Source organism: Synechococcus sp. UW179A (genome assembly GCF_900473965.1).
Lineage (GTDB): Bacteria > Cyanobacteriota > Cyanobacteriia > PCC-6307 > Cyanobiaceae > Synechococcus_C.
In genome coordinates, this window is record NZ_UCNJ01000012.1 from 148,032 (window position 1) to 165,565 (window position 17,534).

At 48.0% G+C, this 17,534-nt stretch carries 27 protein-coding genes and 1 pseudogene; 9 read left to right on the top strand and 19 right to left on the bottom strand.

The window, feature by feature from the left end:
• Nucleotides 1-45 precede the first annotated feature (45 nt).
• Nucleotides 46-168 carry a hypothetical protein gene (locus DXY31_RS17675; protein ID WP_256359616.1) on the top strand — a complete coding sequence of 41 codons (123 nt, stop codon included), beginning with the start codon at nucleotides 46-48 and terminating at the stop codon, nucleotides 166-168.
• Between the two features lie 106 nt (nucleotides 169-274).
• Here the strand turns inward: DXY31_RS17675 and DXY31_RS05215 are convergent, their stop codons facing one another.
• On the bottom strand, nucleotides 275-2,083 hold the full coding sequence (locus tag DXY31_RS05215) for a clostripain-related cysteine peptidase (protein WP_170953565.1): 1,809 nt from the start codon (nucleotides 2,081-2,083) through the stop codon (nucleotides 275-277).
• Nucleotides 2,084-2,290: 207 nt separating this feature from the next.
• On the opposite strand from DXY31_RS05215, the gene DXY31_RS16805 reads away from it, so the two are divergent.
• Nucleotides 2,291-2,458: a bacteriocin gene (locus DXY31_RS16805; protein ID WP_170953566.1), complete on the top strand. Its 168-nt coding sequence runs from the start codon at nucleotides 2,291-2,293 to the stop codon at nucleotides 2,456-2,458.
• 437 nt (nucleotides 2,459-2,895) lie between these two features.
• On the opposite strand, the gene DXY31_RS16370 is transcribed toward DXY31_RS16805, so the two are convergent.
• From DXY31_RS16370 to DXY31_RS05280, 11 genes and pseudogenes are all read right to left on the bottom strand, one after another.
• The gene (locus DXY31_RS16370) at nucleotides 2,896-3,597 is read right to left on the bottom strand and encodes a hypothetical protein (protein WP_137024902.1); all 702 of its coding nucleotides are present in this window, start codon (nucleotides 3,595-3,597) and stop codon (nucleotides 2,896-2,898) included.
• Between the two features lie 157 nt (nucleotides 3,598-3,754).
• A complete protein-coding gene (locus tag DXY31_RS05235) occupies nucleotides 3,755-3,997 on the bottom strand; it encodes a Nif11-like leader peptide family natural product precursor (RefSeq protein WP_114992757.1) in 243 nt (80 codons plus the stop codon).
• 190 nt (nucleotides 3,998-4,187) lie between these two features.
• On the bottom strand, nucleotides 4,188-4,415 hold the full coding sequence (locus DXY31_RS05240) for a Nif11-like leader peptide family natural product precursor (RefSeq protein WP_114992758.1): 228 nt from the start codon (nucleotides 4,413-4,415) through the stop codon (nucleotides 4,188-4,190).
• Nucleotides 4,416-4,683: 268 nt separating this feature from the next.
• Nucleotides 4,684-4,950 carry a Nif11-like leader peptide family natural product precursor gene (locus tag DXY31_RS05245; RefSeq protein WP_114992759.1) on the bottom strand — a complete coding sequence of 89 codons (267 nt, stop codon included), beginning with the start codon at nucleotides 4,948-4,950 and terminating at the stop codon, nucleotides 4,684-4,686.
• A 301-nt stretch (nucleotides 4,951-5,251) separates the two neighbouring features.
• Nucleotides 5,252-5,539, bottom strand: a pseudogene (locus DXY31_RS05250) (Nif11-like leader peptide family natural product precursor).
• Between the two features lie 232 nt (nucleotides 5,540-5,771).
• On the bottom strand, nucleotides 5,772-6,023 hold the full coding sequence (locus DXY31_RS05255) for a Nif11-like leader peptide family natural product precursor (protein ID WP_114992760.1): 252 nt from the start codon (nucleotides 6,021-6,023) through the stop codon (nucleotides 5,772-5,774).
• A gap of 234 nt (nucleotides 6,024-6,257) precedes the next feature.
• Nucleotides 6,258-6,518: a Nif11-like leader peptide family natural product precursor gene (locus tag DXY31_RS05260; RefSeq protein ID WP_114992761.1), complete on the bottom strand. Its 261-nt coding sequence runs from the start codon at nucleotides 6,516-6,518 to the stop codon at nucleotides 6,258-6,260.
• A gap of 205 nt (nucleotides 6,519-6,723) precedes the next feature.
• Nucleotides 6,724-6,978: a Nif11-like leader peptide family natural product precursor gene (locus DXY31_RS05265; RefSeq protein WP_114992762.1), complete on the bottom strand. Its 255-nt coding sequence runs from the start codon at nucleotides 6,976-6,978 to the stop codon at nucleotides 6,724-6,726.
• A gap of 102 nt (nucleotides 6,979-7,080) precedes the next feature.
• Entirely contained in the window at nucleotides 7,081-7,347 is a 267-nt protein-coding gene (locus DXY31_RS05270; RefSeq protein ID WP_114992763.1) for a Nif11-like leader peptide family natural product precursor, read from the bottom strand.
• A gap of 273 nt (nucleotides 7,348-7,620) precedes the next feature.
• Entirely contained in the window at nucleotides 7,621-7,833 is a 213-nt protein-coding gene (locus tag DXY31_RS05275) for a Nif11-like leader peptide family natural product precursor (protein ID WP_114992764.1), read from the bottom strand.
• Between the two features lie 187 nt (nucleotides 7,834-8,020).
• A complete protein-coding gene (locus tag DXY31_RS05280; RefSeq protein ID WP_066907316.1) occupies nucleotides 8,021-8,290 on the bottom strand; it encodes a Nif11-like leader peptide family natural product precursor in 270 nt (89 codons plus the stop codon).
• A 180-nt stretch (nucleotides 8,291-8,470) separates the two neighbouring features.
• Between DXY31_RS05280 and DXY31_RS05290 the strand changes: the two genes are divergently transcribed.
• Nucleotides 8,471-8,845, top strand: coding sequence for a hypothetical protein (locus DXY31_RS05290; RefSeq protein WP_114992766.1), 375 nt, complete (start codon nucleotides 8,471-8,473; stop codon nucleotides 8,843-8,845).
• Between the two features lie 373 nt (nucleotides 8,846-9,218).
• Nucleotides 9,219-9,299, top strand: a complete 81-nt coding sequence (locus tag DXY31_RS17525) for a hypothetical protein (RefSeq protein ID WP_244279603.1) — start codon at nucleotides 9,219-9,221, stop codon at nucleotides 9,297-9,299.
• A gap of 578 nt (nucleotides 9,300-9,877) precedes the next feature.
• Here the strand turns inward: DXY31_RS17525 and DXY31_RS05305 are convergent.
• On the bottom strand, nucleotides 9,878-10,087 hold the full coding sequence (locus DXY31_RS05305) for a hypothetical protein (protein WP_114992767.1): 210 nt from the start codon (nucleotides 10,085-10,087) through the stop codon (nucleotides 9,878-9,880).
• 583 nt (nucleotides 10,088-10,670) lie between these two features.
• Between DXY31_RS05305 and DXY31_RS05310 the strand changes: the two genes are divergently transcribed.
• Nucleotides 10,671-10,883: a DUF6737 family protein gene (locus tag DXY31_RS05310; protein WP_114992768.1), complete on the top strand. Its 213-nt coding sequence runs from the start codon at nucleotides 10,671-10,673 to the stop codon at nucleotides 10,881-10,883.
• On the opposite strand, the gene DXY31_RS05315 is transcribed toward DXY31_RS05310, so the two are convergent.
• From DXY31_RS05315 to DXY31_RS05330, 4 genes are read right to left on the bottom strand one after another with little or no spacing between them, the layout of a single operon-like run.
• Nucleotides 10,871-11,068 (bottom strand): hypothetical protein, encoded by a 198-nt coding sequence (locus DXY31_RS05315; protein ID WP_114992769.1) that lies wholly within the window; start codon nucleotides 11,066-11,068, stop codon nucleotides 10,871-10,873. The genes DXY31_RS05310 and DXY31_RS05315 overlap by 13 nt on opposite strands.
• Before the next feature lie 50 nt (nucleotides 11,069-11,118).
• Complete coding sequence (locus tag DXY31_RS05320; RefSeq protein WP_114993080.1) at nucleotides 11,119-12,552, bottom strand: iron uptake porin; 1,434 nt, start codon at nucleotides 12,550-12,552, stop codon at nucleotides 11,119-11,121.
• Between the two features lie 54 nt (nucleotides 12,553-12,606).
• On the bottom strand, nucleotides 12,607-13,311 hold the full coding sequence (locus DXY31_RS05325; protein ID WP_244279555.1) for a hypothetical protein: 705 nt from the start codon (nucleotides 13,309-13,311) through the stop codon (nucleotides 12,607-12,609).
• A 31-nt stretch (nucleotides 13,312-13,342) separates the two neighbouring features.
• A complete protein-coding gene (locus tag DXY31_RS05330; protein ID WP_114992770.1) occupies nucleotides 13,343-14,152 on the bottom strand; it encodes an ABC transporter ATP-binding protein in 810 nt (269 codons plus the stop codon).
• A gap of 38 nt (nucleotides 14,153-14,190) precedes the next feature.
• Between DXY31_RS05330 and DXY31_RS05335 the strand changes: the two genes are divergently transcribed.
• Nucleotides 14,191-14,382, top strand: coding sequence for a hypothetical protein (locus DXY31_RS05335; protein WP_170953568.1), 192 nt, complete (start codon nucleotides 14,191-14,193; stop codon nucleotides 14,380-14,382).
• Nucleotides 14,383-14,407: 25 nt separating this feature from the next.
• On the opposite strand, the gene DXY31_RS05340 is transcribed toward DXY31_RS05335, so the two are convergent.
• The gene (locus tag DXY31_RS05340) at nucleotides 14,408-14,836 is read right to left on the bottom strand and encodes an NUDIX hydrolase (protein ID WP_114992772.1); all 429 of its coding nucleotides are present in this window, start codon (nucleotides 14,834-14,836) and stop codon (nucleotides 14,408-14,410) included.
• A 245-nt stretch (nucleotides 14,837-15,081) separates the two neighbouring features.
• Between DXY31_RS05340 and DXY31_RS05345 the strand changes: the two genes are divergently transcribed.
• Nucleotides 15,082-15,525, top strand: a complete 444-nt coding sequence (locus tag DXY31_RS05345; protein WP_114992773.1) for a hypothetical protein — start codon at nucleotides 15,082-15,084, stop codon at nucleotides 15,523-15,525.
• Nucleotides 15,526-16,471: 946 nt separating this feature from the next.
• Here the strand turns inward: DXY31_RS05345 and DXY31_RS05350 are convergent.
• Entirely contained in the window at nucleotides 16,472-16,798 is a 327-nt protein-coding gene (locus tag DXY31_RS05350; RefSeq protein ID WP_114992774.1) for a DUF3104 domain-containing protein, read from the bottom strand.
• A gap of 102 nt (nucleotides 16,799-16,900) precedes the next feature.
• Between DXY31_RS05350 and DXY31_RS05355 the strand changes: the two genes are divergently transcribed.
• Nucleotides 16,901-17,164: a hypothetical protein gene (locus DXY31_RS05355; protein WP_170953570.1), complete on the top strand. Its 264-nt coding sequence runs from the start codon at nucleotides 16,901-16,903 to the stop codon at nucleotides 17,162-17,164.
• A gap of 30 nt (nucleotides 17,165-17,194) precedes the next feature.
• Nucleotides 17,195-17,440 carry a DUF4175 domain-containing protein gene (locus DXY31_RS16375; RefSeq protein WP_137024903.1) on the top strand — a complete coding sequence of 82 codons (246 nt, stop codon included), beginning with the start codon at nucleotides 17,195-17,197 and terminating at the stop codon, nucleotides 17,438-17,440.
• Nucleotides 17,441-17,534: the final 94 nt, after the last annotated feature.

The window sequence follows — 17,534 nt, forward strand, 5'->3', positions numbered from 1 at the left end:
GAGTAAAATCCCTCTTTCGGTTTAAGAAATTCTCCAATTAATACCATGGAAGATCACAAGAACATCAAGGACTACAAGAATGAGAAGGAGTCACCTGAACTCAAGGAAGAGTTGACTGACGAAGAAATGATTAAAGGTGATCAAGCTGCAAAATTCAAGGACAAGTAAATGGTGGGCTTAAACGAGCAAGCTGATTGGACATAAAAATAATCTTAGTCAATGTTGTCAGTTAACGCTCGCTTGATAAGCGAATATGGAAAAATTATCCTATCGTTCAATAACGTGTCTCTCCAATGGTAATAGCTTCTGTCAATGCTATGTCAGCAATATGATTACCGAAGACATCAGTAAATTTTAGAGCATTAACTTCTAGTGCATTACCATACAGGATTGGCACTGGCTCAATAAACTCGATGTTGCCAAAGTGTTCACTCATTTCAGAACCTTCAGGGGTTGCCCAAGAATTCGGGAAAACCGGGGCTTCAAGATTGAAAAAATCCCAATGACTGAATTCATCAAAATCAACCCCCACGCTTGCTCGGCCAATCAGTCTGTCTTCCCCTGTGAATACGGAATTTTGGTCTGCATCCAGGAACACTTCTATCTTTGAATTATCAGTATAATCAATAAATATAATTGTATCATCGTCAAGATAAGAGTGACTAAAGATCTGTCCAAAGTTTTCGACAGCACCATGCTCACCAGGAAAACTCATTTTCCACTTTGGTGAATTTGGTTTTGGCAGTAGTGGAGTAATTCTTTCTAGTAAATCAGACCACCCTGTCTCTCTGTCGAAAGAAGAGGCAATATCGGAGTAAAACCTAGTTCTACTATCATACCAATGCTTTGTAGTCGTTGGAAATGTGACAGTCAAGCCGCTACCTTTTTCAGAATCAGATTGATCCCCCCTAGGCATATAATCATTATTATTGACGATAATCACATCCCGTAAAGCATCCAAAATCGAATCGCACGCTAGTTGAAGATCATCTGATGCATTATTAGATTCTTTCGCAATTACAGCCATATTGCCTAGGTCTTGATTGTAAAAAGAAAATTTTGTGCCTTGCGCCTCAAGATTTATGAGGAAGTCAGAAATAAATTCATCATTAGAGCCAACAAATGCATCAACAAATTCTGAGCAAGCCGCATGTAATTCGGGTAAATAAGAGGTGTCAGAAAGCGACATTGTATGACCATCTACACCATATTTGCTCACAAAATTTCTGCCCAATGACTCAGCGGCTTCAGAGTAAGTTCCATTGATATCAAGACCAGCTTGAAAATCTCTGAGTGACTTATAAAAATTTGTTTCACCCGAAAGGCTGACACTTTCGGATGCCAAAAAATACCTCGTTACATCCGATACTGCAGATATGGTTTCAATATTGCTCATTAAACAAGAGTCATAAAAGAGTAAGTCAAGTGGATTGTCTTCTGAATAGTGCTTCGACAAAACCTTGCCGACAGAGGGAAAGCTGTTTCCAGATGGAAATAATGCTACCTCTTGCTTGTCATTGTCCCAGCGAGGACCATCAATATTGCTTCCTACAGCATAGCCCCCTCCATGATTACTTAATATCAATGCATTTGGAAGTTTTTGATGATATTGATCTATCGTTTGCTGAAGAAAATAATCTATTGTGTCAGCACTGCCTGTTTGCATTTCTGAACCTACGTCAAACTCTGTTGTTATTCCAAATGTTCTTAATGGAATCTCTTTTTTAAGCCAGTTACTCAGATGTTCGTGGATATAACTATTAAGATTTTCATCTTTAACTTTGTCTAAAAAGTCTATATCGTTTTGGCTAGCTTTAGATAATGCGATTGCTGCTATTCCTGTCGTTGACCATGGTTCTTGTGATGCGCCTCCACCAGGAAAAGTATCTTCTCCATTCCATCCTGAAGGAAAACTGGCATTTGATTGGCCTATCTCACCGTTTGCTTGATCCCATAAAACTGTTGATGAAAACTTATCGGCAAACTTTGCCAATGCAAGTTCCATTTCCAATATTTTCAGCGCTTCAGTAAATGCGAGGTCTACGCTTGTGATGTAATGCCCTATGTGGAAAAGGCCAGTCATCGAAATCAAACTCATGCATAATTATATGCATAGCCAATTATTATCAAAATACTAAGAATAACAATAATTATTTAAGGAGTTGTTGGGTGACTAGAAATAATGATTATCCTATATTCCCATGGATTCCGAGACCGGAACCATGACATAAAGAAAGAGGAGGGCAAGAGTAAGACCTTTTACAGTTTTAGAAACTCTTTTATTAACACCATGGAAGATCACAAGAACATCAAGGACGACAAGAATGAGAAGGAGTCTCCTGAACTCAAGGAAGAGTTGACTGACGACGAGTTGAAGGGTGTAACTGGAGGTGTTCAGTGGACCCAGCAAGATTATAAAGAAGAGGAGAAATTGGGACTTTGGTACCCTGGGATGTAGGCATAAAGAAAGAGGAGGAATAGATAAAACCTCCTCTGTTGTTAAAGCACTGCTGGTGCTATTTGTTTAGATAGTCACTCCGTCCCATCCTTCTGTGGATGATTCTTTGGCGATGGTGTGTCGTGCTAGCACTGCCCACTCCTCGTCGCTTAGTGTCGCCATCGGTGCGATTCGCTTCGCTGTCGACACCAGGAGATTTATCCTCTCCTCATCGGACAGGGAGTGAGAGCATACCGCGATATAATCGTCCAATATTTGTTTCATAGTTGTTTCCTATCAATAAAGTATTCCATCAGTTCAACTGATTCAGGTGAGAGTTTTCTTAGAGTATTCATAGAGTTTCAGAGATGATGCGATCCTTCAAGTCATATCCGCCAGCCTGCGCTTGGCGGACTGCTCTACCTAGCGAGACAGAGCCTGGGTCGTTGCGTTGGATGTTAGCCATGGATCTTTCTGTACTCCTTACATAGCTTGTGAAAAGCAGTTAGCTTTTTCTTCATTACGTCTGCTTCAAAAATAAATAACTGACAGGAATCTGGTGTGCTGTTGATGACTACTCCTGTATGAATATCATCTCCGGTTGTTTGGTTCCAAGCATTGGCATAAGCCGCCACTTGCATTGCAGCGTTGTGATGACGCACCCCCTCTGAGTACTGCTTGAACTGGCGGAAGTCATAGGTATCTCTGTATAAATAGTCAGAGGTTTTGAATTCCATAACGACAGGGATACCGCCTAGCCTTCCAACAAAATCAGGGATGCCTATGTAGCGATACTTGTCACACCACACAGCAGCCGACGGTCCTTGCTGAAGATGCTGATACCGATCAAGCATTGGACCCTCTGCCCAATAAGGTTCAAGATCTAAACGTGAGAGCCAGTCTTGAATGCCTGAGAAATAATCGAAGTAGCAAGGCTCAAGGTCGCATTCACCAGTACGAATGAAGTTGCGAACTGCGCTGTGAACGGCAGTCCCTCTAGCTGTTGCTGATAGATGCTTACTACGGTTGGCGGCTTTGCCTGCTGCTGCTCTGGACTTCTTGCCTTGAACGATCTTGGTATCAGTTTTAATAATTGACGAGACAGATGTATAAGGAAGCCCGTCAACAGCAAACTTGCCGGAGAACAGGGTTGTGGTCACTGAATAATTCGGACACTTTAAGTCCGTTGGATATACCTAGTCACATACTAAATGATTAGAAAAAGTAATAATTAATTAGGTGTACACCAAAGATCAGGGCAATAAAAAACCCTTGCGATTGCAGGGGCTTTGAGTGTGTAGGCTACCTCAGCAGCCATCAGCACCCACAAGCCCTCAGGTTCTTTTGTGTAAGCCGTGTGGCAAGAGCCCCCCCAGCCGCACCCTCAAGCTCATCATCAGTCAGATTTTGTCTATGAGAGTTTAGGTCTTCTGTGGTGATCGAAAACCCTGCAGCCTTTGCAATAGCAACAACATCAGCTTCTTCTGCTTTGAGCTTCTCCTGCAGGCTGGTGTCAGCTTTGACCTTCTCTAGGAACGCCTTGAGTTGCTCTTCTGACATGAGTAGCAGGTCTGTTCAGCAGTTATAGCAACGGTCTGCTGCAGCGTCTTTGGCCAATACTTATAGCGCTCAATCGTGCCAGGTATTTAAGGCTGATTTATGAGCTTATTGGCGAGATTGAAGAAGTAAAAGCCCCTGCGGCGGCAGGGGCTTTGATGAGTAAACTTAGAGAAACTTCTACAGTGATCTATTAGCATGTAGATCTCATGCTTGGTCTGATTATTCCACCAGCCGCGCCTTCCAGCTCTTCTTCAGAAACTTCCTCAGATTGAGCCTTCTTCAAGTCATCAGCAGAAATCATAAATCCTGCTTCTTTGGCAATGTCTACAACATCAGCTCCTTCTGCTTTGAGCTGTTCCTGAAGGCTGGTGTCTGCTTTGACCTTCTCCAGGAAGGCTTTGAGTTGCTCTTCTGACATGGGTTTCAGGAGTCTTTAACGGTTATAGCAACAATAACTTGAAGTGTCTTTGACTAACAATTAAAGTGCTGAATCGTGCCAGGTATTGAAGGCTGATTGATGGGCTGTTTGGGGTGATTGAAGCAATAAAAAACCCCTGCGCAGGGGCTTTGATGAGTAGGCGTGATTGGAAGGGTGGAAGCCTTTATTCCCCGACAGTTCTTTCGGTAGGTTCCCAGATCTGACAGGTTCAAAACTCATTTTCCTTCTCTTTTCAAAAAGCATGTTGCTACACCCAGTGCCAGGTAATTCTTACCTTTCCGTCTGTCGTGTTTCGCCCAATAAAGCATGTTCCAAAGCCGCCAGCCGCACCTTCCAACTCCTCATCAGAAATCTCTGATTGAGCTTTCTTCGAATCATCAGCAGAGATGCTAAATCCTGCATCTTTCGCAATCGCAGCAACAGCATTGGTATCAGCCGCTGCTTTGAGCTGCTCCTGAAGATTGGTGTTGCCTTTGGCGTTAGCGATGAAAGCTGTGAGTTGTTCTTGTGTCATGGTTCTAAGGAGTGAATGTTTGGAGGCGTTGCCCCCTCGACTCCTTCAAGATCACAGCCCTACTGGTGAACCCCACTACACAGCTCTGGTGCAGCACCCAAGAAGTTCTGGTGAGCTTCTGGTGAATAGCTCAGAACTAAGTCAACACCTAGTAGGGCAACGCTTTGACCAGCCTGATTACTGCTCAACTGCGCTCAATCGTGCCAGGTATTGGAGGCTGATTTGTGGGCTGTTTGGGGTGATTGAAGAAATAAAAAACCCTTGGGGCTTTGATGAGTAGGCTTATTTTATAGACTAACAATCAGCAGGATCCGTGCTCTCCGTAGGTAGACCGACAGCAGGGCCCCGAGCCAGGGATTGACAAGAACCCCCCACCGGTACCAGGGCTCCAACCACCAGCTACGCTGTCAAGTTCTTCGTCTGAAAGATCTGATTGAGCGTTCTTCAAGTCATCAGCAGAGATACTAAAACCCTCCTCTTTGGCAAGAGAAACCAAAGCATCAGCATCCGAAGCAGCTTTCAGCTTCTCCTGAAGGCTGGTGTCGCCTTGAACCTATTCAAGGAATGCCTTGAGTTGCTCTTCTGACATGGGTATGAGGTCTGTTCAGCAGTTATAGCAATGAAAAGATGTAGCGTCTTTGGCTATTAATTACTGCGCTCAATCGTGCCAGGTAATGAAGGCTGATTGATGATCTTTTTGGGGTGTTTGAAGCAATAAAAAACCCCTTAGGGCTTTGAGTGTGTAGGCTGTGGCCGTAGTTATCGGCAATCGGCAAGAATACATTCACAAGTCTTGTCTGCAGCAAGGCAGTGCAGTTCAGTCAGGCACAGACACCGGAGCAGGGAGAGTCTTCAGTTGCCCAGGCACCCCCAGCCGCACCCTCTAGCTCTTTATCAGACAGGGTTTGATCAGACAGGGTTTGGTGATCCTCTTTTAGGTCTTCTGTGGTGATCGAAAACCCTGCAGCCTTTGCAATAGCAACAGGGTCAGCGCCTTCTGCTTTGAGCTGTTCCTGCAATGAGGTATCGGCTTGAACTTTGGCGATGAAAGCCTTGAGTTGATCTTCTGACATGGGTTTCTGGAGTCTTTAACGGTTATAGCAACAATGCTTTTAAGTGCCTATGGTTAATAATTACATCGCTCAATCGTGCCAGGTATTGAAGGCTGATTCATGGTCTTTTGGGGGTGTTTGAAGAAATAAAAAGCCCCTGCGGTTGCAGGGGCTGTGAGTGTGTGTAGCCTGAGGGTTGGCGTGAAGCTTTTTCAATATTTTTTGCCTACGTATCTACTATTATATTTTTATATTTTATAGACTATTATTATATACACATATTTCACCACCTCCGCTAACGCCTTCCAGCTCTTCGTCTGATAGTTCGCTAACGCCTTCCAGCTCTTCTTCAGAAGCGTGGCGCAAAAGATCTTTTGGCGCGTGTCCTGAAGGGATTTCAAAACCAGCAGCCTTGGCAATAGCAACAGGGTCAGCCCCTTCTGCCTTGAGCTGTTCCTGAAGGCTGGTGTCGCCTTGAACCTTTTCAAGGAATGCCTTGAGTTGCTCTTCTGACATGGGTATGAGGTCTGTTCAGCAGTTATAGCAATGAAAAGATGTAGCGTCTTTGGCTATTAATTACTGCGCTCAATCGTGCCAGGTAATGAAGGCTGATTTGTGGGCTGTTTGGGGTGATTAAATCAATAAAAAGCCACTGTCAATGCAGAGGCTTTGTGTGTGTAAGTTTTGAAGCCGAGGGGAAAAAATTATGGACACCAGATTTTTACCAGCAACAACCTGCCCCACAGTGTGAGCCGAAGCCACCAGTGCGTTTATGAGTATCCTTCATAAGTCCTCCAGCCACGCTTTCTAGTTCCTCATCACTGAGTTCAGTAATCTTATCAGCAGTGAATTCGAAGCCGTGTTCTTTAGCGATGCCCACAACATCTTCAGGTGACTTAGCTGCTTTTAATTTGTCCTGAAGGCTGGAGTCTCCTTTGACTTTTTCGAGGAATGCCTTGAGTTGCTCTAGGGACATGGGTATAAGGTCTGTTCAGAACTTATAGCAATGGTCTGCTGCAGAGGCTTTGGATAATATTTACTGCGCTCAATCGTGCCAGGCATTAAAGTTTGCTTTGTGTTATTTATTATTTATGCAAATGGGGTAATCCCAAGTGCACCATGGATCCCCGCCCTGAGGATTAGCAGATCCGGCACCACCAAGGATAGCCTCTAGCTCTTTTTCAGAAATGTTTTCTCGAAGTGAATTTATGTCGTCAGGCGTGATAGAGAAACCAGCAGCCTTAGCAATAGCTACAACATCAACACGCTCAGCCTTGAGCTTCTCCTGAAGGCTGGTGTCTGCTTTGACTTTTTCGAGGAATGCCTTGAGTTGTTCTTCTGACATGGGTATCGGGAGTATCTAGCGGTTATAGCAACAATACCTTGAAGTGTCTTTGGCTAATAATTACTGCGCTCAATCGTGCCAGGTATTGAAGGCTGATTTAAGGGCTTCTGGGTGTGATTGAAGAAATAAGAAGCTCCTGGCAATGCAGAGGCTTTGAGTGTGTAAGTTTTGAAGCCGAGGTGAATACCAATACTATACTCTCGTCCCACACGATTGAGTTTACTTATCTCCTGCCAGTTAGCAAACAACCCTCCAGTTTTCTCAGCCATTTAGTTAGTTGTTAGTTTTCTTCCAGCACTGACCTCCAGACACGCCTTCTAGTTCCTCTTCACTGAGTTCAGTCATCTTATCAGCAGTGAATTCATGACCATGTTCTTTAGCAATGCCTACAATATCTTCAGATGACTTAGCTGCTTTTAGTTTCTCCTGAAGATTGGAATCGCCTTTAACTTTGGCGAGGAATGCCTTGAGCTGTTCTAGGGACATGGGTATCGGGAGTCTTAATCAGTTATAGCAACGATATCTTGAAGCGTCTTTGGCTTACAATTACTGCGGTCAATCGTGCCAGGTATTGAAGGCTGATTTATGGTCTTTTGGGGTGATTGAAGAAATAAAAAACCCTGCGACAGGGGCTTTGATGAGTAGGCTCACACATCACATTCACTACACATATTTAGTGCTTATTACAAATAAAACAGGTTCCCATATACGAATCCCAGACGATAGCAGTTAAGATATCGCAGGAGTTAGCTCCACCAGCTGCACTTTCAAGGTCTCTCTGAGACAAGTCTTGGGGATTTGCTTTTAAGTCTTCTGTGCTAATCGCGAAACCAGCAGCTTTGGCAATAGCAACAGGGTCTGCACCTTCTGCTTTGAGCTGTTCCTGTAGTGAAGTATCGGTTTGAACTTTGGCGATGAATGCCTTGAGTTGTTCTTGAGTCATGGGTGTCTCCGAGTGGGACTTTTTCGTTCTATTCCCGCTGGATCACGCATGGAAGTGGGGCGACCGTCCGTCGAGGTTCGGTTTCAGGACCTTTTCGGACGGTTTCTGCGGGAGCAAAGTCTTATGTTTCGATGGCGCTGAATGCCCAGTGATTAGAACTCTGAGTCAGCAGCGTCAGTAGTGAACTCAGCAGCAGGCTTGATCAAAGGCTGTGACCCTTCAGTTAGTGAGGTCACGTTCACCGAAGAAGAAGAGCACGAAGTCATAACGCTGCCAAAGCCAATACGAAAAGCGGTAGCTCCTTTCGAAGAACCTGAGATCCTGACTCCTGAGGAATTCTTCGAAGCCTGCTTAGAGGAGTGCAATCTCGATGAGATCTTTGCAGATGCTGACCGCTGGGCATTTCACATTCGAAAGAACATTGCTAAAAACGCTGGCCTGCACAACGAAGAGAACGACTACGCCCTAACTGGCGATGAGCCTGAGTGGATGCTGGAGCTATTCAAAATGAACAACGTGGCCATCGAGGCTGAGGAAGACAATCTCAGTCAGTGACAGGCACATCCCCATCCGTAGGTAAATCACCTTGACGTATTTCGCCAAGCATTAGGGCAATGCCACCACCCGTCACTGCCAGAATGGCAAGGACCAGAATTAACACGTTTTTGGCCATCATCCAGATATCTGATTCAAACCAAATCTAAGAAAAACAAATCAAAAGTTCAAGAATTCGTCTTTTTGGTAGCCATCTACGAATAGCTCAGGGAAACCCCCCTCTTCCAAGAAGTGAATCCAGAGATAACTCAGTGCATGAAATGCAACTACCTGACTTGTAAAATACAAGACGAGGACTGCTACTTGGGCCACGTCCGCCACATTGGTGGAGCGACTCGTGATCCATCGATACACCACCTTCCAGATCGCTGATGTGGATAGGGGTGTCATCCGATGGGTCAACGTTGTCCTCGTGACCCACATTCTGCAGAGAGCTCGGCTAGAGCGGGATTAAGAGCGAGGCAGTAGATTCCAGAGTTTGCTGAAGTATGTAGTGAATACGCATAGTGATTATTCAGTTCACATGCAAGCCATCCATATCTAAACTTGTAGGCAGCATTAACCCCGCACTTGGCTGAATACAATTACTAGTGAATGCCAGGTATTGGAGTCTGAATTGTTGGTCTTTGGGTTTAACTGAAGTAATAAAAAGTCCCTGTCAATCCTGGGCTTTGAGTGTGTATGGTATTTGTTAAAGGTGCATTTCGCCTACAGGTGCTATTCGTCCATACGCCGCCTGCCGCGCCTTCCAGTTCTTTATCTGAAATTGCGGATTGAGCCTTCTTTAATTCGTCCGCAGAAATCATCAATCCCACATCTTTACCGCTGATGTGTGTGGGTTGTTTTGCATTGAAGCCGCGGCCTTGAAACGAACTTCAGCAGCAGCTCCAGCCCGAAAACCAGCACATCAATTGAGCGATTGACGGTCATCTTCAGTGGGTTGGTGGAATGAAACCCTATCCGCTTCGTGTCGTGAGCAGGGTCTTTTATTGGAGTCGGTAACCATTCGCTCCGTGTTCCTGCAGGTCAGCTTCAGTTTGAATGTGGAAGTTCCGGGAGTTCGATGCACAACTGCTCAACCTCTTGCCGCAGTGCATTGATGCGGTCCATGGGTGTTAGCTCGCTACGGCCTGGAGGCCAGAGCTGATCGCTGTCGAGGTCGGAGGCCAAGGCCTCTTCCTCCATGGATTCGATCAGTTCAGCAAGCTGAGCGCGCGCTTCCAGCCATTTTGTGATGCTCAAGATGTTGAGAAGCCTCAGGCGATCGATGGACTTGAAACCTAGCCAGCTTCATGGCGCCGGCCAGACTTGAAACAAAGTGATGGAACAGTTCGAATGAGTCTGGTTTGTGCTTCTGCTTCAGCGGCTGTCCTTGTTTGGGTTAAAGGCAAGTGTCATTTCCAGCGGAGCAGGCTGGGTTTCAATAATGTTTGTTTTTAACAGTATTTTATCCTAAGGTGCCTTGTATTGCTTAGTATTAATTTAATAAATAATGGCAAAGCGGAAAAGATTGCTTAAAGGAGAAGGAAATTCTGAAAGTAACGTTATTGAGATATGCTCATTAGCCTTTCTTGTTATGGATGTATATTTAATAGCGATTGAACAAATTTATCTTGGAGGTATGAATCACTGTCTCCGGATCGATTGCTTGAAAGGATCTTTTCGTCAGTTGTGCGCTGATGATCAGCTGCTTCTGCGTAGCGAGCTCTGAGCCCTCGTCTCGAGCATCTGGAACTTCATGGGGGATGTGCCTAACAGCCGTGAAGACATTGCTATGAACCACTGGTGTATTGCTCCGTTGCTAAGGAGCGCTTGAGAACCTGCTGTGTCTGATACTCCTCAACCTGATCTCTGGGCCGAAAAACCCTGGTGGTGTCAGCCATGGACGATCATCCTCACGGGAGTGTTCGCCATCTCAGGCAGTTGGTTGGTGCTGCATCGTTTGTGGGTCACCATCCCAGTTGCAGTAATTATTTTGATCTGGTGGGTGTTGTTTCTGGTAATCGCCCCTGCTGCTTACAACAATCAGCCGCGTTGAGCGCTTCTAAAACGTTGTTTCTCTTCCATCAGCTCAGCTTCGAGCTGTTCAATCAGCTTGGTGACCAGTGCCTGAAATTCTGGCTGACAGCCGCGAAAGGCCGCCTTGTGCCGGATCGGCTCGTTGCGCGTGCGCAGATCGGTCAGCATCAACTGAAGGGCGTCGATTCTGGCGTTGCTGTTCAAGGCTTCAGCCTGCAGGCGAGGCGAGGTTATGACATCGCCTCGCCTATCAACTAAAAGCGCAGAGTGGTTTTTACAAGAGCCCCAAGCTGGCGTAGCTGCTGGCCTTCGGGGGTATCAGCGCCCAGAGGTCTGCTTAGAAAGAACACGGCTGGCGTGACAGTGATGGAATCGCTCACAGGCAGCATCGTCCACCACTCCATCACATAGCCAGCATCGTCGGGGCTTTTTCCACCAACCAATGCTGTGGCAATGATCGGCTGACCGACGGCTGCTCCCATGGCTGTTCCAGTGTTGAACAGATCGCTCCACTGAACAGCCACAGTCCATGACTGGGAAATGGCGACGAGTCCATTGCGTTCAACTCCTTTGCGGTAGCGCGTGCTGTTCCATCCCCAGCCGAGACTCACGGAGGGAACCCAGTCATCAACAGGTGGTTGCCAGTAACCGCTGAGTGCGGTGCTTGTGGTCATTCCAGGTTGTTTGTAGCTGCGCAGGGTATAGGGACTGGCGTAATCAATGATTCCGAAACCATTCTCGATCGCCACCAATGCCGCGGCCACGCCCCAGTTCTGCTTGGCATATCCGAGCTGCAATGTGCTGCTGCTGCCGGATTCCTCACCAATCAGACCGGAACCACCGGACCCCTCATGGCCCTTGCCGGCGATGTAATTCGCACTCATGCTGATTGGACCCTTTTGCCAGATCACGCCGCCACCAGCTCCGAGATTGCTGCTGTAAGCCCCCGAGGCACCAGATTGTGTGAACAGGTCCAGCACTGTGTCCTTGGGATAAACGCTGGGTCGTATCCCCAGCATTACGGTCTGGTTCACCCTGCTGCCCAGCGTGAACGTCCAGTTCTGTCCAAGCGGAAACTGATACCAGGCACGATTGATCCCGATCAGGTCGGGAGTGCGGTTTTGTTGGAAGGCCACTTCCAATTCGGAGAGTTTGCTGGGTCCACCCCCTCCGAAACTGTCGTTGGTTGTATCGAAATTTCCAGCCCGCAACCTGATATTGAGCAGGTCTTTGCCGGTAAAGCTGGTGCGCAGAGACAATTTCTGGTCGTATCCGGATTGCAGCGCTCCGTAGCCGCTGCGGACAGAGTTCAAAAGATCTCCCTCTGTTCCGGAAAAGAAGTTGCCACCTTGGATGAATGTGCTCACTCCTCTCAAGTGAGTGGTTGGGCTAAAAGAGAGGCTCTCCAGCTCACTGGTTCGCTGCTCAACTCTCTCGAGCTGCAAATTGAGTGTGGTCAGTTCCGCTTCAAGCTCGCTCAGAAGACGTCTCAGCGGATCGGTGATGGTGCTTGCTTTATTCAGGCAATGCTGAAGAACAGCTGAGGCTTGATAGCGATCTCGGAGAGGTTGCGCAGATTTGCAGGCTGCTTTTCGAAGTAGCTCCCGCAGTAAGGGGGTGACGGACTTTGATGATTGGTCGAGTTGTTGAGGCTGGGCAGAACCAGAAAGAGCCTGAGTTGCGAGCATCACCGCAAATGTTGCAGTGCGGATCCAGTGCTGTGATTTGAGGCAGATCACAGCTCAGGAGGTGACGGAGTCCAAAAGCCAAATGCAAAGCAGACCAATGAAAAAAGCCACATTGACCGGACCCGAATCATCTTCTCCGCGTGCATGGGCTTCCTTCATCACCTCTTCCACCACCAGGTAGATCAGAGCAGCGGTACCGAATGCGAGTGTGCCGGTCAGTGCAGGTCCCTGCAACCCATTGGTGATCACCAAGCTGATGCTGAGACCGATCACATAGGTGAGAGCCATCAAGACACCTGAGACTCCGCTTCGCCAGCGACCGGCGCCACGTCCAAGCAAAGTCCCGAGTCCGAGAGTCGCTAGTCCCATTTCAAGGGCAACGGCCACGGGAATCACCCACTGCTGTTCTGCCGCACTGCTGCTAATCCCCACCACAAGCCCGTCGATCAGGCTGTCAACGAGAAAGGGCAACATCAGCAGCAACATCGGTCGAGGTCGACCGTATTCAGCGCGGTCATCGGGGTCCGCTAGGACCGCATTAATCACCAGCAAAAGGGAGAAGCCGAGGCAGAAACCTATGGCCAGAGCCAGTGGATGACCGCTATCGCTGGCAGCCGGCATCAGATCCGCAGCCGCAATGCCTAGGACCAGACCGCCCACAAGATGGGCAATAATCCCTCGAAAGCGTTTGCCAGGTCTGATGCGACTACCGAGCAGACCGCCTAAGGCCATGCTGATGGCCGGGAGGATCAGAAGCACATCAGCCTCGGGAGCAGAAGATTGAACACAGTCATCCTGGCAAGACCTGTCTATACCCCCCGGCCTGCACAACGGTCAGTGGAGTGTCGAACAGCTTGGAAAGCCTGGGTCCGGTGAGTGTTTCTTCCGCTGAGCCATCAAGGCTGACGAGACAGTCCTGCAGGCCTACAACTCTCTGGATCTCTGGGATGATGGCATCCACCTGGTGCGTCACCAGCACCAGAGTGGTGCCTTGCTGACACAGATCCTGCAAGGTTCTCAACAATGTGTGTCTTGCGCGCAGATCAAGAGCATTGGTTGGTTCATCTAGGACAAGCACTTCCGGTTCGTGCACAAGAGCTCTGGCAATCAGTAGCCTTCGTCGTTGGCCTTCAGACAGCTGTCCGTAGTTTTCGTCAGCCAGACCGTCAAGATCCATGCTCTTGAGCAATGCTTCAGTGCGTGACCTCTGTTCCGGTGTGGGGATTCTGTCTCTGCCGAGACCGATGGCACCAAAGAAAGCTGCCAGTAATAGCTCCCGGCCCGTGAGCGAAGCGGGGATGCGTTCTTCTACCTCGTTGCTTACGACTCCGAGTCGTTGGCGCAATGTCCAGAGATTGACCGTCTCAGATCCGAATAGGCGCAGATGCGATCCAGGTTTGACCACCGGGTACAGAGTGCGGCTGATCAATTTCACGAGTGTGGTCTTGCCAGCACCATTGGGACCGAGCAAGGCCGTTGACTCTCCTCTTCGGAGACGCAGCGTGAGGTCTTTGACAACCTGATGACCATTAATCCAGGCCTCAATGGCCTGACAGTCCAGCCAGGCTGGATCGGTGTCTCTTGCCTGATCAAGCTCCATCGGTTGATTCTGGCCCTAACGAGAAGTTGTGTTGATGTTTGATCGTCGTTGTGCCCGTTGCGGTTCCACCAGCTTTCGCGCTGATCGATCGCTTGGTGGCCGCCTCGTGTGTTCTCACTGTGGAGTCCCCGCGGACCAACAGGTACAACGATCCAGCGGGAGAGGTCGATCAGTCCGATCGTCCGGAACCCGTTCAGGTGGTTTCTGGTTCTGGATTCTGCTGGCTGTGATCGCTCTTGGTCTTGTGCTGCTGTTTCAATCCGCCTGAGTGATTTCATCGAGCTTGTTCACCAGCATGGACAGAGCTGATGCAAGTGGACGTTCCTGGTTCAATTTGCTGCTCCAGATCCGACCGCAGCGGATCTGTTCAGGACTGGCCAAGGTCATATCCTGGCCTTCATGCAGCTGCAGCTGTTCAAGAGGCATGCTGAGCTTGCCTGTGAACACGTGAACGACGCGCTGCTCATCCTGATGTCGGAACCAGGCCTTCAATTGATCTGGACACCAACCGATCTCCTCGTTGAGTTCTCGTCGCAAAGCGTTGAGCGCGGTTTCTCCGGGCTCAAGGTGTCCACCGAACAGCCCCCAGCACCCTGGCGCGACGATCCTCGGGTTCTCATCGCGTAATTGCAGCAGCCATCGGCCTTCTTGCTGCAGCATCGCAATTGCGACTTCAACGGTCATGGCCTTGTCGCGTGGATAACCGAGGTGTTCCTTTTTGGGGTGGAGTGTTCCGTCAAGGTGAAGGTGATGATCAGCCGACCAACAGCTTTCATCAAAGAGTCTGTGTTCAAAAAACCTACTGCCTTCTGTGTTGAGTGCCAGGTCAGATTTGTCCTGGGATCACAGGGCATTTCAGCCACAGCTTGATGGCATGCGTTTGGTGCGTACCAATGACAAGTGACCGAGGTTCAGCCACTATTTACAGCATGGAATTCGAACAATTCGCCGCCAAAGTCAGGAGCCTCGACGCGGACTCCAAAGAGCGCATCGCACTGGCTGAAAGATGTCCGGACCATGAAGCGCGAATTCAGGTTGGCTTAGGTCAGGCTAAGAACATTCCTCTCAAGGGAACATTGCTTGAGGCTGATTTTGCCAACGACGGTAAGCAGTTCTCGCAGGATGAGTTGAGTTATATGAGCGATGACCAGGCATCGATGCTGGCTGGAATGGTGTTCATGAAGCTTTTCCCTAAAGCTGCACGGATCTCCGAGGACGATATTCTGGAAGTCGAAGACGAAGATGAATCATGGTCGGGAACTGTTTATACGGGTGAGGGGAACGGTTGGGTGTTCGCATGGGTGATTGAAAAGAACGACAATAATGAATATTTGATTTCATTTAGTGACTATGAGGATGATGATGATGCGTGATTCCTTTTGCGAGAGTAACTTTGATTGGATGCCATTTGTCAGATGCAACCTGTTTGACCTAAAGGCTTGATTCTGATCTGCTTGTAAAAGCCGACGAGATGCTGATTTGGCAATATGAATGCTTGAACCAGGTTGATTTGCGGTTTCGTCTTGACAGCATATACAAGCATGTTGGATCGCTTTTGCGTAACGACACAATGGTGCATTCTGTCTGCATGAACGAATTGACTGGCTTCTCATAATGCAATTTATGGCGACTTTTGTAGTTGAATTTGAGAAGGACTTAAAGTATCACTCTGGATTATTGTCAATGGGTTTGAACCGTTTTAGTCTAATAATAAGCTGATTAATCCAGCTTGTTTGACGTTGCTAGCCCTTCACAAGGCTAACAAAGTGGCTTGCAATTCAGGCTTGAGAATCAAGGCCAAATAAGGAGGCTAGGTTACTGCTTTTTCAATGGCGATAACAGGGTTTTCTGGGATTCCGGGGTCAATCGGATGAGCGAGGCTTGCCATAGGACCACGTGACTTTGATTTCTTGTTCTTGACCTCGTTTTTGGCGGAGGCCTAAATCGCATCAGTAGCTACTTTTTTGTGTTTTGATGGGTGCCTTGCCATCCCCCGTGCCAAGGCATACCTACAAGAAAAGCCGCCCTCCGTGAGAGGAAGACGGCTTGTCTAAATGTTGCTCAAACCCATTACTCAGTCGGCCGAGTAGGGCGGGTCGAAGCGTCTGGCTGTATGGCTTGTCGGGCCAGTCAGGCAGCTTCTAATTGGTGCTCAGTTGGACCGTCGTTACTCATTGAACGCCTCCGAATCCCGTTGATGCGATCACTATCTATCAGCGATGCCAGCTCTGGCATCGGTCGAATCGCTCATTGCTTCTCGACGCGTTGAGTACCAATGTGGAAATGACCGTTTGCTTTCTGCTGAAAGACTCAGCCGAATCACTGTTCAGCCCCAATGCCATCAAGCGCGTGAAGAACGTGGGTCACTTCACTCGCATTCACCCAGCGCAAGGAGCCGTCGTCAACATTGGCCACTTGTAAGAGAGCATCGACACTGAGGTGTCGTGCTCTGCTCTCACACCAGATGATTTGTCCCATCCACCAGTCATCATTGGCGAGCTCAGCAATAGGCTGCGTAGCTCTGATGATCACAAAGTTTCCTGGTCTCGCGTCAAGCAGGCCAGGCGCAGGAAATTCGGAACGCGTAGACCGCATTGAGCGCGAAGTCGCTGTTTGGTTGCTATCCATAGCCTCTTTTTGGTACATACGTTCTATACGTTGATGGGTTGGTTGGCAAGTGAACCCACTAGAAAGCAACAGATTTGATGGCCATCAGTCGCCTATCTTTCGTACTTATGGGGATCCCATGTGGCAGCCAAGCAATCCACCACACAACCCAACTGTCGTTGTTGGGTCTGGTTTAGGGGAGGCTTAGGAGTCGAATCCGAGTGGATCAGTGGCTTTTATGGAGCTCCATCGATCCTTGGAGGTATCCGCATCGAGAGGGGTGATTATGTCGCCTGCCGTGTCGCTGATTGGCGTGTTTTATTTGAAGAGCCCGCAGACATCAATGTTGGCCCTGAGATCCCTGAAGGGGCTGAATGGAAGCTTGTACCGACTGACCCAAGATGATCGCTGCCAACCGGAAAGAAGCAAAAAACGATGTCTGAACAACGTAAACTTCACCCTAAAATTCCAACTTATTTAGTGGCTGTTTGTTCTGCATTTCTTGTTGCTTTATTTCACCTGGAATATACTGGTCACTTTTTGGTTGGTTATTCATTTTTGGTTGGTCTTATCGCAGGTGGATTTGGTTGGCTATTGGCATGGGGGCTTTGGCGATTCTGGATTGTTTTTCCATATAAGAGGGTTTTTAAGATTAGGGTAAAAGTCTATTTAGAGGATTGATCATACTGAAGAAGAAGCTGTGTGAATCCACTTATCAGGAGTAATTAAAGATGGGTGTTGATGGTCTAATTAATATCAAGGAAGTGCTCCTGGC

Coding starts and splice junctions, on each gene's coding strand:
- DXY31_RS17675 (WP_256359616.1), top strand. CDS start 46: ATGGAAGATCACAAGAACATCAAGGACTACAAGAATGAGAAGGAGTCA.
- DXY31_RS05215 (WP_170953565.1), bottom strand. CDS start 2,083: ATGACTGGCCTTTTCCACATAGGGCATTACATCACAAGCGTAGACCTC.
- DXY31_RS16805 (WP_170953566.1), top strand. CDS start 2,291: ATGGAAGATCACAAGAACATCAAGGACGACAAGAATGAGAAGGAGTCT.
- DXY31_RS05235 (WP_114992757.1), bottom strand. CDS start 3,997: ATGTCAGAAGAGCAACTCAAGGCGTTCCTAGAGAAGGTCAAAGCTGAC.
- DXY31_RS05240 (WP_114992758.1), bottom strand. CDS start 4,415: ATGTCAGAAGAGCAACTCAAAGCCTTCCTGGAGAAGGTCAAAGCAGAC.
- DXY31_RS05245 (WP_114992759.1), bottom strand. CDS start 4,950: ATGACACAAGAACAACTCACAGCTTTCATCGCTAACGCCAAAGGCAAC.
- DXY31_RS05255 (WP_114992760.1), bottom strand. CDS start 6,023: ATGTCAGAAGATCAACTCAAGGCTTTCATCGCCAAAGTTCAAGCCGAT.
- DXY31_RS05260 (WP_114992761.1), bottom strand. CDS start 6,518: ATGTCAGAAGAGCAACTCAAGGCATTCCTTGAAAAGGTTCAAGGCGAC.
- DXY31_RS05265 (WP_114992762.1), bottom strand. CDS start 6,978: ATGTCCCTAGAGCAACTCAAGGCATTCCTCGAAAAAGTCAAAGGAGAC.
- DXY31_RS05270 (WP_114992763.1), bottom strand. CDS start 7,347: ATGTCAGAAGAACAACTCAAGGCATTCCTCGAAAAAGTCAAAGCAGAC.
- DXY31_RS05275 (WP_114992764.1), bottom strand. CDS start 7,833: ATGTCCCTAGAACAGCTCAAGGCATTCCTCGCCAAAGTTAAAGGCGAT.
- DXY31_RS05280 (WP_066907316.1), bottom strand. CDS start 8,290: ATGACTCAAGAACAACTCAAGGCATTCATCGCCAAAGTTCAAACCGAT.
- DXY31_RS05320 (WP_114993080.1), bottom strand. CDS start 12,552: ATGCTCGCAACTCAGGCTCTTTCTGGTTCTGCCCAGCCTCAACAACTC.
- DXY31_RS05330 (WP_114992770.1), bottom strand. CDS start 14,152: ATGGAGCTTGATCAGGCAAGAGACACCGATCCAGCCTGGCTGGACTGT.
- DXY31_RS05340 (WP_114992772.1), bottom strand. CDS start 14,836: ATGACCGTTGAAGTCGCAATTGCGATGCTGCAGCAAGAAGGCCGATGG.
- DXY31_RS05345 (WP_114992773.1), top strand. CDS start 15,082: ATGGAATTCGAACAATTCGCCGCCAAAGTCAGGAGCCTCGACGCGGAC.
- DXY31_RS05350 (WP_114992774.1), bottom strand. CDS start 16,798: ATGTACCAAAAAGAGGCTATGGATAGCAACCAAACAGCGACTTCGCGC.
- DXY31_RS16375 (WP_137024903.1), top strand. CDS start 17,195: ATGTCTGAACAACGTAAACTTCACCCTAAAATTCCAACTTATTTAGTG.